The sequence below is a fragment of the Pseudomonas sp. BGI-2 genome (assembly GCF_004310295.1).
Classification (GTDB): Bacteria; Pseudomonadota; Gammaproteobacteria; order Pseudomonadales; family Pseudomonadaceae; genus Aquipseudomonas.
Window position 1 is genome coordinate 54,050 of sequence record NZ_SISB01000002.1, and the last position, 15,149, is coordinate 69,198.

Below are 15,149 nucleotides of genomic sequence, written 5' to 3' on the forward strand. Positions count from 1 at the left end.
ATAAACCGCGTTATCGTTCATCGCGAGCAAACTCGCTCCCACATAGGGCCGCGTCCGCTTGGACATCTCGGTCACTTGTGGGAGTGAGCTTGCTCGCGATATGACGTCCGTTTGGGCAACCTGATTCTTGCCTTTATCCCCGATCCCCCCGACTCCCTGTAAACTGCGCCTCTTTACCCGACGCACAGGGAGTTCAAATGTCCGGTTCGATCCTTTATATCCACGGTTTCAACAGCGCGCCTTCGTCGAAAAAGGCCACGCAGCTGGTGCACGTGATGGAGCGGCTGGGTTTGAGCGATCAATTGCGCGTCCCGGCCTTGCATCATCATCCGCGCGAAGCCATCGGTCAGCTGGAGCAGGCGATTGAAGAGCTGGGGCGGCCACTGCTGGTCGGCAGCTCACTCGGCGGCTACTATGCGACTCACTTGGCTGAGCGCCATGGCCTCAAGGCCCTGTTGATCAACCCAGCTGTCAGTCCGCACCGGATGTTCGACGGGTTCCTGGGGACGCAGAAAAACCTGTATACCGATGAGGCCTGGGAATTGACCCACGACCACGTGACGGCCCTGGCCGAGCTGGAAGTGCCGGCGCCCCGGGATCCGCAGCGGTATCAGGTGTGGTTGCAGACCGGCGACGAAACGCTGGACTATCGCCTCGCCCAGCAGTATTACCGCGCCTGTGCCTTGCGCATCCAGGCCGGCGGCGACCATAGTTTCCAGGGTTTTGCCGCGCAACTTCCGGCAATGCTGAGTTTTGCCGGCATCGGCGCAGATTTGTATCAGGCGATCGATTTCACAGCACTGTGAGTCGTCGCCTCTTTTTCACAGAATACTCTTTTTCACAGAACACTTTTTACAGGCGGACGACGAGACCCCATGGCCACTCCCAGCGCTAGCTCTTATAACGCAGACGCCATCGAAGTCCTCTCGGGCCTCGACCCGGTGCGCAAACGCCCCGGCATGTACACCGACACCAGTCGGCCGAACCACCTCGCCCAGGAAGTCATCGACAACAGCGTCGACGAAGCCTTGGCCGGGCACGCGACGTCGGTGCAGGTCATCCTGCACGCCGACCACTCCCTGGAAGTCAGCGATGACGGCCGCGGCATGCCGGTGGACATTCACCCGGAAGAGGGCGTTTCCGGGGTCGAGCTGATCCTCACCAAGCTTCATGCTGGTGGCAAGTTTTCCAACAAGAACTACCAGTTCTCCGGCGGTCTGCACGGGGTGGGTATTTCGGTGGTCAACGCCTTGTCGACCGAAGTCCGGGTGCGCGTCAAGCGCGACGGCAATGAATACCAGATGACCTTTGGCGACGGGTACAAGAAAACCGATCTGGAAGTGATCGGCACCGTCGGCAAGCGCAACACCGGCACCAGCGTGTTCTTCGCGCCGGACCCGAAGTACTTCGATTCACCGAAATTCTCCATCAGCCGCCTCAAGCACGTGCTCAAGGCCAAGGCTGTTCTGTGCCCGGGGCTGCTGGTCAGTTTTGAAGACAAGGCCACCGGCGAAAAAGTCGAATGGCATTACGAAGACGGCCTGCGCTCCTATCTGGTCGACGCGGTCAACGGCTTCGAGCGCCTGCCGGACGAGCCGTTCTGCGGCAGCCTGGCCGGTAACAAGGAAGCGGTCGATTGGGCGCTGCTGTGGTTGCCTGAAGGTGGCGACAGCGTGCAGGAAAGCTACGTCAACCTGATCCCGACGGCGCAGGGCGGTACGCACGTCAACGGTTTGCGTCAGGGCTTGCTCGATGCGATGCGCGAGTTCTGCGAATTCCGCAGCCTGCTGCCGCGCGGTGTGAAGCTGGCACCGGAAGACGTCTGGGAGCGCATCGCTTTCGTGCTGTCGATGAAGATGCAGGAGCCGCAATTTTCCGGCCAGACCAAAGAACGTCTGTCGTCCCGTGAAGCGGCGGCTTTCGTTTCTGGCGTGGTCAAGGATGCGTTCAGCCTGTGGCTCAACGCCCACCCCGAAACCGGCATGCTGCTGGCGGAACTGGCGATCAACAACGCCGGCCGTCGTCTCAAGGCCAGCAAGAAGGTCGAGCGCAAGCGCATCACAGCGGGGCCGGCACTGCCAGGCAAGCTTGCCGACTGCGCCGGGCAGGACCCGATGCGTTCAGAGCTGTTCCTGGTGGAAGGTGATTCCGCAGGCGGTTCGGCCAAACAAGCGCGGGACAAAGAGTTCCAGGCGATCCTGCCGTTGCGCGGCAAAATTCTGAACACCTGGGAAGTCGACGGCGGCGAAGTGCTGGCCAGCCAGGAAGTGCACAACATCGCCGTGGCGATCGGTGTCGATCCGGGCTCGGCGGACATCGCCCAGCTGCGCTACGGCAAGATCTGCATCCTCGCCGACGCCGACTCCGACGGTCTGCACATCGCCACCTTGCTCTGCGCCTTGTTCGTCCAGCATTTCCGCCCGTTGGTGGATGCCGGTCACGTCTACGTCGCGATGCCGCCGCTGTACCGCATCGACCTTGGCAAAGAGATTTACTACGCCCTGGACGACGCCGAGCGCGATGGCATTCTGGATCGTCTGGTGGCCGAGAAAAAACGCGGCAAGCCGCAGGTCACCCGATTCAAAGGCCTGGGTGAAATGAACCCGCCGCAGCTGCGCGAAACCACCATGGACCCGAACACTCGGCGTCTGGTGCAACTGACGCTGGAAGATTACGACGCAACCGCAGAAATGATGGACATGTTGCTGGCGAAGAAACGCGCCGGTGATCGCAAGTCCTGGCTGGAATCCAAAGGCAACCTCGCCGAGGTTCTTGGCTGATGCGGGTTGGCTTTGCCCTGGCGTGTGCGTTACTTCTGACCTCCGTTTCGGCGTTTGCCGAACCGGCACCGGAGTTGCGCCTGTTGTCCGAGCATCCCGTCGACGGCATGCGCGGCGGCAACCTGTCGGGGCTGGCCCAGTGTGGCAAGGACCTGTGGACGATCTCCGACCGCGACGATGATCAGATCTACCGCCTCGATACCCGCGACACGGTCTGGCAGGCCGAAACCGTTGGCATCGGCGTCCCTCCGGTGCCTGACAGCGGTTTGCCCTGGGGGTTGCGTTCGCGGGCCTGGGTCGCATCGTTTGTACGGGGCGGGGACCTGGATTTTGAAGGCATCAGTTGCGACAGCGCCGGTAATCGCTACATCGTCAGCGAGTCCCATGCGGCGATCCTGCAAGTGCCGCCTGTTGGGCCTTCGTCCTGGCTGAAGATCTCGCCGATGCTGGTTCGCGAAGCGCGGGCCAGTGGCATGCTGTTGCAATTCAATGCGCTGTTCGAGGGCCTGGCGATCAACCCTTCGGGCGATCAATTGTGGCTCGCCGCCGAGCGTCAAAGCCGTGGCTTGCTGCTGATCAAGCGCAAACAGACGGTGTGGGATTGCGACGGTGGCTGCGTATTGCTGAGCGAAGCGGGTAAAGAAATGCAGCCGGCACAGTTTCCACGGGCCAAAGCCGTTACTCGGGACTTTGCCGACCTGTCGCTGTTCAACGGCAAGCTGTTTACCCTTGAACGCAACGCTTACCAGATCTGCCGCCGCGACCCGGTGACGGCCAAGGTCGAACGCTGCTGGTCGTTTGCCGATGAAGCCTTGCAGGAACACCGCCGCTATCAAAATCCGTTTGGTCTGACCGAAGCATTGATTGTCGACGCCGAGGGGGCCTGGGTCGGCACCGACAACAACAACGATGCCCGCGCCGATGGCGAGGCTCGCCCGGTTGTCTGGCGCTTCGCCGCGCCTGAAGGTGGCTGGAGTGCCAAGCCGTGAGCCAGCAAACACCGGGGAAACGCGCCGGCCGGGTGTTTATGGTGCTGGCCTGGTGCGCGGCGCTGTTCCTGGCAACGCGGTTTTTCGGCCAGTGGGAGGATCGACAGCAAAATCCCAATGTGGCCGTCACCTCGGAGCAGGGCGAAGGTTTTATTGAAGTGAAACTGGCCAGTAATACCCAGGGGCACTTTGTCGCCAGCGGCCAGATCAACGGCCAGCCGGTGGATTTCTTGCTGGATACCGGGGCGACCGATGTGGCGATCCCGGCCCAAATGGCCGAACGGCTGAAACTGGAAAAAGGCTTCGGGGTGACCCTGAGCACCGCCAACGGTCGCACCGAGGGTTATCGAACCCGCGTCGACCGGCTGCAACTGGGCGACATTGTGCTGCGTGACGTGCGCGCCATCGTCGTGCCAGGCCTGGATGGCAAGCAAGTGCTGCTCGGTATGAGCGCGCTGAACAAACTTGAATTTACCCAGCGCGGTGGCACCATGCTGCTGCGCCAGACAACGAACCGATGAGGCCCGCATGAGCGACTCCCTTGATCTCAGCCTGGACGGTGTAGAACGCCGGTCACTGGCTGACTTCACCGAAAATGCCTACCTCAACTACTCCATGTACGTGATCATGGACCGTGCCTTGCCGCATATCGGCGACGGCCTGAAACCGGTACAGCGGCGCATTATCTATGCGATGAGCGAGTTGGGGCTGGACGCCGATTCCAAGCACAAGAAATCGGCGCGTACCGTCGGTGACGTGCTCGGTAAATTCCACCCGCATGGCGATTCGGCCTGCTACGAAGCCATGGTCCTGATGGCCCAGCCGTTCAGCTACCGCTACACGCTGGTCGACGGCCAGGGTAACTGGGGTGCGCCGGATGATCCCAAGTCCTTCGCCGCCATGCGTTACACCGAGGCGCGGCTGTCGCGTTATTCCGAAGTGCTGCTCAGCGAACTGGGCCAGGGCACCGCGGACTGGGGCCCGAACTTCGACGGTACGCTCGACGAGCCGCTGGTGTTGCCGGCGCGTTTGCCGAACATCCTGCTCAACGGCACCACCGGCATCGCCGTGGGCATGGCCACCGACGTACCGCCGCACAACCTGCGCGAAGTCGCGACAGCGTGCGTGCGTTTGCTCGATGAGCCCAAAGCCACGGTCGAACAGCTCTGCGAACACATTCAGGGCCCGGATTACCCGACCGAAGCAGAAATCATCACGCCCCGCGCCGATCTGCTGAAAATGTACGAAACCGGCAAGGGTTCGGTGCGCATGCGCGCCGTGTACCACATTGAAGACGGCGACATCATCGTCACCGCACTGCCGCATCAGGTTTCCGGTGCCAAAGTGCTGGAGCAGATCGCTGCAATGATGCAGGCCAAGCCGTCCAAGGCCCCGCAGATCGCTGACTTGCGCGACGAATCCGACCACGAAAACCCGTGCCGGATCGTGATCATTCCGGGCGCGCGGAAAAACTTCGACCACGACGCGCTGATGCAACACCTGTTCGCCAGCACCGAGCTGGAGTCGAGCTACCGGGTCAACATCAACATCATCGGTCTGGACGGCAAGCCGCAGTTGAAAAACCTGCGTGCGTTGCTGGTGGAATGGCTGGAGTTCCGCGTCAACACCGTGCGTCGTCGTCTGCAATTCCGCCTGGACAAGGTCGAGCGTCGCCTGCACCTGTTGGACGGTTTGTTGATTGCCTACCTCAACCTGGATGAAGTGATTCACATCATCCGTACCGAGGAACACCCGAAAGCCGCACTGATCGCGCGTTTTGCCCTGAGCGAAATCCAGGCCGACTACATTCTCGACACCCGTTTGCGTCAGTTGGCGCGACTGGAAGAAATGAAGCTGCGCGCCGAGCAGGATGAACTGCTCAAGGAACAGGCCAAGCTGCAAGCCCTGCTGGGCAGTGAAGCCAAGCTGAAAAAACTGGTGCGTACCGAGCTGATCAAGGACGCCGAAACCTACGGCGACGACCGTCGCTCCCCGATTGTCGAGCGCACCGAAGCCAAGGCCCTGACCGAGCACGATCTGCTGCCGAACGAGAAAGTGACCGTCGTACTGTCGGAAAAAGGCTGGGTTCGTTCTGCCAAAGGCCACGAGATCGACGCCACGGGCCTTTCCTACAAGGCCGGGGATGGTTTCAAGGCCTTGGCGCCGGGTCGCTCCAACCAGTTCGCGGTGTTCATTGACTCCACCGGCCGCAGCTATTCGGTGCCTTCGCACACGCTGCCATCGGCCCGTGGCCAAGGCGAACCGCTGACCGGCCGTCTGACGCCGCCGCCAGGGGCGACCTTCGAATGCGTGCTGATGCCGGAAGACGATTCGCTGTACGTGATCGCCTCCGACGCCGGCTACGGCTTCGTGGTCAAGGGTGAAGACCTGCAAGCCAAGAACAAGGCCGGCAAGGCGCTGTTGAGCTTGCCGAACAACTCGAAGGTCATTCTTCCGCGCCCGGTAACGGACCGCGAGAACAATTGGCTGGCTTCGGTGACCACCGAAGGTCGCCTGCTGATCTTCAAGATCAGTGATCTGCCACAATTAGGTAAGGGCAAAGGCAACAAGATCATCGGGATCAACGGTGAGCGTGTGGCCAGTCGCGAAGAATATGTCACAGACATCGCCGTACTGCCGGATGGCGCCACGTTGGTGCTGCAGGCCGGAAAACGTACGTTGTCGCTGAAAGCGGACGACCTCGAACACTACAAAGGTGAGCGTGGGCGTCGTGGTAACAAACTGCCACGTGGCTTCCAGCGGGTTGATGCGCTGCTCGTCGAAAACCTCAATTAAGCGGCTAGGGGGCGTTATCGGCTCTTTCCCCACCGCGCCGGGTCTGCTGTTGTACAGGGCAAGGCGTGAGAAGCGAGGTTTGGTCATTCCAAATAAGCTTCGAGCAACGCAGCCCTGCACAACAGCAGGCCCGGCCCTTCGGGTTGTGCCTTAAAGCGGGCCAGGCTGCGTTGGAGGCCTTGGAAAGGGAAAAACCATTCCCAGCGGCCTCCGCCTTGCCTGGCCCGCTTCAAGGCGACAACGCGGTGGGGAAAGTAGTCGATAACGCCCCTAGAGGCCTCGATCTACGATTTAACGCGTAGATCGACGCATTGGCGCTGGAGTCGGAACGCATATTCACGGATGATATGGCCTTTCAAGCGCCGGCGTGGCCGAGCGTTCTTCATATTTATTGAGTATTTTCACTGTGGTTAGCCTTGTGGCAACCACCTGGATGGGACGATGACTGCTCTGCGCCTTCCTTTTATTTTGATGCTCGCCGGCGTTCTTGGCCTGGCGGGTTGCAGCGTTCACCAACCGGTGTCGCTGTACCAGCTGGACAGCGGAAGTCCGGCTCAGCCTGCGCAAAGCGCGGGCATGGCGGTTTTGCTGGGCCCGGTAACGGTTGCGGATTACCTGCAACGCGAAACCTTGTTGCAGCGACAGCCCGATGGCAGCCTGCTGGCATCGCTGGACGGTCGTTGGGCGGGTAGCTTGTCTTCCGACATCGATCAGCTATTGCTGCGTCAGGTAGCGGGTCATCTGGACAGCCAGCGCGTTGTGCTGGCGCCTGCGACCACTGGCTTTACACCGGATGTCCAGGTGCTGATGACGATTACTCGCCTGGACTCGGGCGAATCGCAACCGGCGATCCTGGATGCGCAATGGCGTTTGATCGACCGTCGTGGCCAGGTTCGCGATAACCGCATCATTCACCTGCAAGAGCAGCATGCCGGTGGCACGGCGGCTCAGGTTCAGGCTCAGGGTGTGTTGCTGCAGCGTCTGGCCGAGCAACTGTCGACGGCGCTCAAGCCACTGGCCAATCAACCACCGATCGCCGCAGCGCCGAAAAAGCCGGCAGCCAAGCCGGCGGCACCGGCGGCGGAAGCGGAAAAGCAACCGAAGATCCCGATGGCTTCGCCGATCCGGACCGATATGGAAGTGTTCAGGTTCTAAGCCTGGATTGATCCAAAGCAAAGCCCGCAGTGATGCGGGCTTTGTTGTTTCTGCGGGTTGTATCTCCATTGTTTGTCCCGACGTCTTCGCGGGCAAGCCTCGCTCCTACAGGTTTTGTGTCGTACACCTATCGCGCGAACGACGCAGGACCTGTAGGAGCGAGGCTTGCCCGCGAAGGCGTCAGGCCAGGCAACAAAAAGCCCGCAGACAATCACTCATCTGCGGGCTTCGTTATTGCGGGGCTAAGATTTAGGCCCGACGCTCATGCATCCGCGCCAGTTGCCGCTCAAGCATCGACGGATAAGGCTCCATCAACCGCTCAACACAGCAAGCACCCTCAGGGCTGGCAATCGGCCGGATCCGCGCACGCTGGCGGATCAGCGCGTCGTCACTGATCTTGCGCTCCACCAGCAGCAGGTTGCGGCTGTGTTGCGACAAGGCCAGGGCGTCCTGAGCGGCTTCGGTCAGCAGCAGGTCGATCTGGCTCATACCGAACAACTCGTCCCCCAGTGTCAGGCCCAACTGCAATTGCAGGGTGATGCCGCTGTCCGCGACTTCGATCTGCAATTGATGGCCCAGCGCACGCAACAGCTCACCACAGCAGATCGCGTTGGTCAGGTAGTCGTCGCCGCTGTCTTCGGTGTGGAACACCATCAGCGTGCTGCCATCGTTGAGGCTATGCAGTTCGCCCTCATAGAGCGACGCGGCCTGGTCGAGGCAATCGCGATAGCGTTTCAGCAGTTCTTCCAGGCGCGCTCGGGGCAGACGACGCAGTTGATCCTGAGCGCCCAGTTGCACGGCCAGCACCGCGCTGTGCTGTGGCACGTTCGAGATCACCTGTTTTGCTACCGGTTTAGGCGCAGCGTCGGCCGATTCATCACGCAAATCGGCAAACGCATCATCGTCATCGTCGTCTTCAACGGTGCTGACACTGCGCCGCAGCGCAGGCTTGAGGCCGGCCACAGGCTTGGTTTCGTCAAAGCTCGGATCACGCAGGTTGCGCACTTCGAAGGTCGGCTCTTTATCGTCGGCGTCTTCGTATTCGCTTTCGTCGTATTCCGGCTCGGGCACAGGTTCCGGTTCGGCCGGCTCCGGCGCGAAATTGGCGTGCAGCTGGCGGGCCAGGTCGCCGATCTCATCCTGGCGCTCGGTGGCCGGAGTGTATTCGTCGATATTGCGCAGCCACACGCGCAGTTGCAGCAGCGGCGTGGAGATATGCCGACCCAGGCGCAGGCTCAAGGCCAGGGACAGGGCCAGCAGAATCGCACTCAAAATGCCCATGCTTTGCAGGCTGATGGTCATCGGCTGCTGGAACTGATCCATGTCCAGGCTGATGCGCAGTTGCCCGGCCGTCACGTCCTGGAACGTGATTTTGCTCTGGTACATGCCTTCGGCTTCGCCCAACAGGCTGTGCTTGGGACGCTGACCGGCTTCGGCGAGGATGCGGTTATCCACGCTATAGATGGCGGCGTGGGCCACCAACTTGTTTTTGGTCAGGTTGTTGAGCAGCACGTTGAGGCTGAGGATGTCGTTGGACACCAACAGCTCCGTGGCGGAGGTGGCGGTCTGCGTGGTCAGGCTTTCGCCCAGCGCATCGGCCTGCTCGTGCATGGCCTGCTTGAACTGCAAACCCATCACGCAGGCGTAGATCACCAGGGCCAGAGCGACCAGGATCACGTTATGGCTAGCGATGCGCAATGCAATCGGTACACGGCGATGGCGCAGTGCACGGAAGATCAGCAGAAAGAAGTTATCGGTTTTTACTGGCGTGGGCCGGTTCACTTGAGCTCGGCTCTTTTGTCCGTGAAGTTGACGCGCAGTATAGCGACAGGCCCTAGACCGGCAAAGCGCTGACGGTGCCCGATGGTCACTGAAAGTGGGTAGAATGCGGTTTTTTTCCACTTGCGGGGGTGCGCCTTGCGCGAAATCGTCCTGATAAACATCACGGGAGTCGACCGTCCGGGTCTGACTGCGGCCATTACCGGCGTTCTGGCCCAGGGTGGTGTGAACATTCTCGACATCGGTCAGGCGGTGATCCACGACACCCTGTCGTTCGGCATCCTGGTTGAAATTCCTGATACCGAGCAAGGCAAGTCGGTGCTCAAGGACATCCTGTTCAAGGGTTACGAGCTCGATCAGCAGGTGCGTTTCACGCCGGTATCCGAACAGGATTACCAGCAGTGGGTCGGTAACCAGGGTAAAAAACGCCACATCGTGACGCTGTTGACCCGCAAAGTGACCGCCGGGCAATTGCAGGCCGTGAGTTCGATCACCGCCAAATATGGCCTGAACATCGATCACATCGATCGCTTGTCCGGGCGTATGCCGCTGGACACCCCGGCCGACAAAGGCAAGGGCTGCATCGAGTTTTCCGTGCGTGGCGAAGCGGCTGATCCGCAGGCGCTGCGGGCCGAGTTCCTCAGCGTCGCCCAGGAACTGAACGTCGACATCGCCTTCCAGGAAGATTCGCTGTTCCGCCGTAACCGCCGCCTGGCGGTGTTTGACATGGACTCAACGCTGATCGAGGCCGAAGTCATCGACGAACTGGCCAAGGCAGCGGGCGTGGGCGACCAAGTGTCTGAAATCACCGAGCGAGCGATGGCCGGTGAACTGGATTTCCGCGCGAGCTTCAAGGAACGCCTGGCCTTGCTCAAGGGGCTGGACGTCAGTGTGCTGGACTCGATCGGTGCTTCATTGCGTCTGACCGAAGGCGCCGAAACCCTGTTCGCCGAACTCAAGCGTCTGGGCTACAAAACGGCGATCCTGTCGGGCGGCTTCACCTACTTCGCCAAGCAACTACAGGCCAAGTTGGGCATCGACTACGTGTTTGCCAACGAACTGGAAGTGGTCGACGGCAAGGTTACCGGCGTGGCGGTCGAGCCGATTGTTGATGCACAGCGCAAGGCGGATCTGCTGAAAGAACTGGCGCATAAGGAAGGCTTGCGTCTGGAACAGACCATCGCGGTCGGCGACGGTGCCAACGATTTGCCGATGCTGGCGATTGCCGGTCTGGGCGTGGCGTTCCGCGCCAAACCGCTGGTGAAACAGTCGGCCAAACAGGCGATTTCCACCCTTGGGCTGGATGGCGTGCTGTATCTGCTGGGCTTCCGGGATCGTGACGGGCAGCTCTGAGTCTTGTATTGACTAAACTAGCCTCTTCGCGGGCAAGCCTCGCTCCTACAGGTTTGGTGTCGTACACCTATCGCGCGAACGACGCAGAACCTGTAGGAGCGAGGCTTGCCCGCGAAAGGGGCGCCACGGTCTTACAGATTCACCCTCAAAGCAACTTCCACAACGAATCAAAATCCTCCTCAACGCCGCTCACTGCGGCGTTGTCGTTTCTGGCCGCCTCCAGCGAGCGATAAGCAAACTGATTAAAACTGTTGGTACTCGCCACCCGTCGATCCAGCCCGGCGCGGCGCTCCTGGCCGTTGGTGTTGATCAGCACTTTGCTGCCTTCCTGAAAGGGCAGGCGCGGTGCGAGCAACGTAGCGGGCAGGTCGATGGCGCTGATTTCCGGCAGCAACAGGCCACGCAAATATTGACTGTGGTCGTCCCGCGTTCGCACCAGTTGCAGCCCGCACGGCTCGGCGTAAGGCGCGACCTGTTCGATCCCCATTTGCGTACCACCGCCACGTACCTGACGAATCCAGCGCACCACTGCAATACTCCAGCCCTGATTGGCGGAGTCCTCGATTCCGACCATTTCACCAGCTTGTAGCTCGGCCGGCACTGCGCCAGGCCATGCAAGGCAATAGCCGCCGGGGCTGTGATTGATGACCGGCAGGGCGTATGTCGGAAAATGCCGATTGCTATCAGCCGCCTCGTGGCCGTCGTTGTTCTGAAGTTGCGGGTATTCAATCTCTTCGTAGGGCAGCAAGGCATCGGCGCTGCCGTGGGGAGCGGCGTCGAACGCCTGGCCCCATTGGTCGCTCTCCCGGCCTGCCGGGGACGTTGCCGAAAACTGCGCTAGGCGGGTGCCGGGGTTTTTCAGAATATCGCTGAACGAACGTTGCCCGCCCAGATAGAAGTGCAGCGCGCTCATGCCCACGCACAGGGTCAGCGTGCCTTGGCCAGCGGTGCGTTGAAAACTGCGCTCGGCAGCCTGGCCCCACGCGGCGTGCAGGTGTTGCAGTGTATCCAGGCTGAGCCCGGTCGGTACCGGCAGCGGCGGAGTGCCGATATTGCCTTGCAAATGCGCTTCGATGGCGGCGACCAGTGGCTGCGGATCAATCCCCAGCAAACCGGCCTGCTGCTCGGCCCTGAACTTCGAACGGTAGCGCGGACCGGTGTCGAGGTCCGGCGCGACGGCAAACAATCCGTCAGCAGGTTGGCCGGATTGCAACTTGATCCATTGGCTCCAGGGCTCCAGCACCTCGGCGAGCCGTGCAATCTGATTCTGGCGCAGTTGATTGCAGCGGGAAGCGCCCAGCAGCAGGGCCGTCACGTAAGTCTGTTCGATGCTCAGGGTTTTCGTCTGGCTGGCCAGTTCATCGCGCAGGCTCAGATGCTGGAGTTTGTGTGCGCAGGCGATCCGATACAGCTGATGCAGCTCCAGCCACAGGCCTTCCGGCACCGGGCAATACAACTGAGTAGAGCGAATCAGCGGGCCGTTCAGGCAATGGATCGCCCGCTGCAGCGCCTGGGTCAGCAGAGGGGCTCGATCCTTGCTGAAGCGCGGGGTGATGCGCACGACGATCTGTTTGTAGCCAATCGCCAGGTGACTTTGCAGTGCCTGGCAAAGGTTGGCGATCTTGCGCGAACGCTCGTCGAGCACAATCGCTTGATGCAGGAAATGCCGTTCCAGGTGTTTGCAGACGTAATACACCTCGGGGCGCAACAGTTCGAGCAGTTGCAGGCGATTGTCGCTGGGGGTGAGCAGTTGGTTGAGTTCGCTCAAGCCTTGATAGAGCAAGCGGGCGGTTTCGCCGATGTTGGCTTTGGGCAGGTTGGCGATCCAGCGCTTGAGGTCGCGTGGCGTCGGTTCACAGAACGACAGGCGCAGTTGCGTCGGGATCGGTGCACGTAGCAGCAGGTGGGGACTGGTCTCATTCATGCCGTGGAAAACTCCAACCGGGAAATGGGCGTGAATGACCTGACTGTAGCACCTACGGATGTCTACCGTTTGTCTGTCAGCCGAGTGCTGCTCGGGTGTACTACTAATCTGACACACGTGCGACTGGATACGCACAGTCGTACGGCCTGCTGCCTACGCAGGGCAGGTCTCTTGTAACTTCAAGGAGATGAGGTTCATGTCTAAATACGTAGTGGCAAATCAATGGGGCGGCAGTTCGGCACCCTGGCATCCGGGCGGAGACTGGGTGTTAGGCGCGCGGGATAACCAGAACGTGGTCGCGATCGAGATCAAATCGGGCGATGGCGGGAAGAGCTTCACCGGCACCATGACTTACGCGGGTGAAGGTCCCATTGGCTTCAAGGCTCAGCGCACGGGCCAGAACCAGTACAACGTGGAAAATCAGTGGGGCGGCAACGACGCTCCATGGCATCCGGGTGGCAAGTGGGTCATCGGCGGCCGTGATAATCAGAACGTTGTGGCGTTGAGCTTCACCTCCAATGACGGAGGGAAAAACCTCAGTGGCACCAATACCTACGCCAACGAGGGGCCGATCGGCTTTCGTGGACAGATAGAGTAACGGCGCTACCGAAATGTCCGCCCCTTCGAAGACGTTCGACGGGGCGGATCAGCCAAATCAGGCGTTTGGCAGGCCCATGCCCTGGCCCATCTGTACCGGAGAACCGGCCGCCAACTCTTCAGCCCATTTCACTTGATCCGGCCCGAACAGCACGACAGCGGTCGAACCCAGCTTGAAGCGACCCAGTTCCGCACCTTTTTCCAGATGGATCGGCGCACGGGCGGCTTCGTCGTAACGGAAGGTTTTCAGCTCGCGTTTCGGCGGCGTCACCAGCCCGGCCCACACGGTTTCAATCGAGGCCACGATCATCGCGCCCACCAGCACCACGGCCATCGGCCCGCGTTCGGTGTCGAAAATGCACGCCACACGCTCGTTGCGGGCAAACAGTTCCGGCACGTTTTCGGCGGTGGTCTGGTTGACCGAGAAAATCCGGCCCGGGATGTAGACCATCTCGCGCAGGGTGCCAGCCAGAGGCATGTGCACGCGGTGGTAGTCTTTCGGCGACAGGTAAATCGTCGCGAAATCGCCACCCATGAACGGCGCAGCATTCGCGGCATCACCGCCCAGCAATTCCAGCACGCTGAAGCTGTGCCCCTTGGCCTGGAACACGCGACCGTGTTCGATCGGGCCGAGTTGGCTGACCGCACCGTCGGCCGGGCTGAGGATCGCGCCCGGAGTTTCATCGAGCGGGCGAGCGCCGTCTTTCAGTGCTCGGGTGAAGAATGCGTTGAAGTGCTCGTAAGCTGTCAGGTCTTCGACCAGCGCCTGGGACATGTCCACCTGATAACGCTTGGCGAACCAGGCGGTAAAGGCGTTCTTGAACCAGCGCACGCGGCATTCGGCAATGCAGCCGGCCAGTCGCGAGAGCAAGTGGTGAGGCAGCAGGTATTGGCTGAGGATAAACAAACGCTTATTCATTAACTGTCCTTAAAAACCTTAAATCTCTACGGGCGTATCGGGGTGGTTGCCCCATTCGCCCCAGGAGCCGGCGTAGCCTTTGACCCGCGGATAACCGAGGGATTTGGCCACCAGATAAGTGAAGCCAGAGCGATGGTGAGTCTGGCAGTGGGTGATGATTTCTTTGTCTTTGGTGATGCCGAGTTGGTCGAGAATCTGCGGCATGTCCGTGCGGATGCGCAAGTTGCGCGACTTATCCATGCCGGCCGTCCATTCGAAATTCACCGCGCCGGGAATGTGCCCGGCCTTGGCTGCCAGGACCTTCTCGCCGGAATACTCCAGCGGGCCGCGCGCGTCCCATACCGCCAGGTCGGCGGCGCCGAGACGGCTTTGCAGGTACTCGCGGGTGGCGGTGGGTTCGTCGTGCAGGGTCAGCGCAACCGGGCCGCCAACGTGGGCCGGGATCTGGATCGACATGGGCATGCCTTCTGCCAGCCACGCCGTCAGGCCACCGTCTATATAGTGGTAATTGCGGTGGCCGATGACATCGAGCAGCCAGATAAAGCGCCCGGCCCAACCGCCACCTTCGTCGTCGTACACCACGTAGACCGCATCGGGGTTGTGTCCCAGCTCACCGAACAACGCTTCGAGCGCCGCTTGCGGCGGCATCAGCCCCGGCGCAGGTGCCTGACCGAGTTGCGTTCGTTTGGGGTCGACAAAGCGCGCGCCGGGAATATGCCCTTCGGCATAGCGGGCGCTGCTGGTCAGGTCCACCAGAATCAGTTCGCGGGACTCGAGACGCGGGAGCAAGTCGCTCGGCTCGATGACCAGCGCCAAGCCAGAGAAGTCAGACATGTGAGGTCTCCAGAGCACAAAGG

The 15,149-nt window shown here is 60.9% G+C and carries 12 protein-coding genes; 8 read left to right on the top strand and 4 right to left on the bottom strand.

The window, feature by feature from the left end; all coding sequences use genetic code 11:
* Window positions 1-197: 197 nt before the first annotated feature.
* The 6 genes from EYC95_RS01510 to EYC95_RS01540 all read left to right on the top strand — a co-directional run bounded on the left by EYC95_RS01510 (window position 198) and on the right by EYC95_RS01540 (window position 7,720).
* A complete protein-coding gene (locus tag EYC95_RS01510; RefSeq protein WP_131058786.1) occupies window positions 198-806 on the top strand; it encodes a YqiA/YcfP family alpha/beta fold hydrolase in 609 nt (202 codons plus the stop codon).
* Window positions 807-875: 69 nt separating this feature from the next.
* Window positions 876-2,780, top strand: a complete 1,905-nt coding sequence (parE, locus tag EYC95_RS01515; RefSeq protein ID WP_131058787.1) for a DNA topoisomerase IV subunit B — start codon at window positions 876-878, stop codon at window positions 2,778-2,780.
* Window positions 2,780-3,769, top strand: a complete 990-nt coding sequence (locus tag EYC95_RS01520) for an esterase-like activity of phytase family protein (RefSeq protein WP_131058788.1) — start codon at window positions 2,780-2,782, stop codon at window positions 3,767-3,769. Before parE ends, EYC95_RS01520 begins: the two co-directional genes overlap by 1 nt.
* Window positions 3,766-4,290: a TIGR02281 family clan AA aspartic protease gene (locus tag EYC95_RS01525; RefSeq protein ID WP_131058789.1), complete on the top strand. Its 525-nt coding sequence runs from the start codon at window positions 3,766-3,768 to the stop codon at window positions 4,288-4,290. Before EYC95_RS01520 ends, EYC95_RS01525 begins: the two co-directional genes overlap by 4 nt.
* 7 nt (window positions 4,291-4,297) lie before the next feature.
* Complete coding sequence (gene parC / locus EYC95_RS01530; RefSeq protein WP_131058790.1) at window positions 4,298-6,565, top strand: DNA topoisomerase IV subunit A; 2,268 nt, start codon at window positions 4,298-4,300, stop codon at window positions 6,563-6,565.
* A 441-nt stretch (window positions 6,566-7,006) separates the two neighbouring features.
* Window positions 7,007-7,720: a membrane integrity-associated transporter subunit PqiC gene (locus EYC95_RS01540; protein WP_131058791.1), complete on the top strand. Its 714-nt coding sequence runs from the start codon at window positions 7,007-7,009 to the stop codon at window positions 7,718-7,720.
* Window positions 7,721-7,969: 249 nt separating this feature from the next.
* On the opposite strand, the gene EYC95_RS01545 is transcribed toward EYC95_RS01540, so the two are convergent.
* Window positions 7,970-9,502, bottom strand: a complete 1,533-nt coding sequence (locus EYC95_RS01545; protein WP_131058792.1) for an AhpA/YtjB family protein — start codon at window positions 9,500-9,502, stop codon at window positions 7,970-7,972.
* A gap of 135 nt (window positions 9,503-9,637) precedes the next feature.
* Here EYC95_RS01545 and serB point away from each other — a divergent pair, with 135 nt between their 5' ends.
* Entirely contained in the window at window positions 9,638-10,852 is a 1,215-nt protein-coding gene (gene serB / locus EYC95_RS01550) for a phosphoserine phosphatase SerB (RefSeq protein WP_131058793.1), read from the top strand.
* Between the two features lie 145 nt (window positions 10,853-10,997).
* Here the strand turns inward: serB and EYC95_RS01555 are convergent, their stop codons facing one another.
* Window positions 10,998-12,776 carry a molecular chaperone gene (locus EYC95_RS01555; RefSeq protein ID WP_131058794.1) on the bottom strand — a complete coding sequence of 593 codons (1,779 nt, stop codon included), beginning with the start codon at window positions 12,774-12,776 and terminating at the stop codon, window positions 10,998-11,000.
* Window positions 12,777-12,972: 196 nt separating this feature from the next.
* Between EYC95_RS01555 and EYC95_RS01560 the strand changes: the two genes are divergently transcribed.
* Window positions 12,973-13,374: a lectin OAA gene (locus tag EYC95_RS01560; protein ID WP_131058795.1), complete on the top strand. Its 402-nt coding sequence runs from the start codon at window positions 12,973-12,975 to the stop codon at window positions 13,372-13,374.
* A gap of 57 nt (window positions 13,375-13,431) precedes the next feature.
* On the opposite strand, the gene asd is transcribed toward EYC95_RS01560, so the two are convergent.
* Complete coding sequence (asd, locus tag EYC95_RS01565; protein ID WP_131058796.1) at window positions 13,432-14,292, bottom strand: archaetidylserine decarboxylase; 861 nt, start codon at window positions 14,290-14,292, stop codon at window positions 13,432-13,434.
* An 18-nt stretch (window positions 14,293-14,310) separates the two neighbouring features.
* Window positions 14,311-15,126 (bottom strand): rhodanese-like domain-containing protein, encoded by an 816-nt coding sequence (locus tag EYC95_RS01570; protein WP_131058797.1) that lies wholly within the window; start codon window positions 15,124-15,126, stop codon window positions 14,311-14,313.
* Between the last annotated feature and the right edge of the window lie 23 nt (window positions 15,127-15,149).

What these genes read in the sequence shown, in the direction of transcription:
- EYC95_RS01560 (WP_131058795.1), top strand. Translation starts at nt 12,973, where the DNA reads ATGTCTAAATACGTAGTGGCAAATCAATGGGGCGGCAGTTCGGCACCC.
- EYC95_RS01520 (WP_131058788.1), top strand. Translation starts at nt 2,780, where the DNA reads ATGCGGGTTGGCTTTGCCCTGGCGTGTGCGTTACTTCTGACCTCCGTT.
- parC (WP_131058790.1), top strand. Translation starts at nt 4,298, where the DNA reads ATGAGCGACTCCCTTGATCTCAGCCTGGACGGTGTAGAACGCCGGTCA.
- asd (WP_131058796.1), bottom strand. Translation starts at nt 14,292, where the DNA reads ATGAATAAGCGTTTGTTTATCCTCAGCCAATACCTGCTGCCTCACCAC.
- EYC95_RS01555 (WP_131058794.1), bottom strand. Translation starts at nt 12,776, where the DNA reads ATGAATGAGACCAGTCCCCACCTGCTGCTACGTGCACCGATCCCGACG.
- EYC95_RS01570 (WP_131058797.1), bottom strand. Translation starts at nt 15,126, where the DNA reads ATGTCTGACTTCTCTGGCTTGGCGCTGGTCATCGAGCCGAGCGACTTG.
- parE (WP_131058787.1), top strand. Translation starts at nt 876, where the DNA reads ATGGCCACTCCCAGCGCTAGCTCTTATAACGCAGACGCCATCGAAGTC.
- EYC95_RS01540 (WP_131058791.1), top strand. Translation starts at nt 7,007, where the DNA reads ATGACTGCTCTGCGCCTTCCTTTTATTTTGATGCTCGCCGGCGTTCTT.
- EYC95_RS01510 (WP_131058786.1), top strand. Translation starts at nt 198, where the DNA reads ATGTCCGGTTCGATCCTTTATATCCACGGTTTCAACAGCGCGCCTTCG.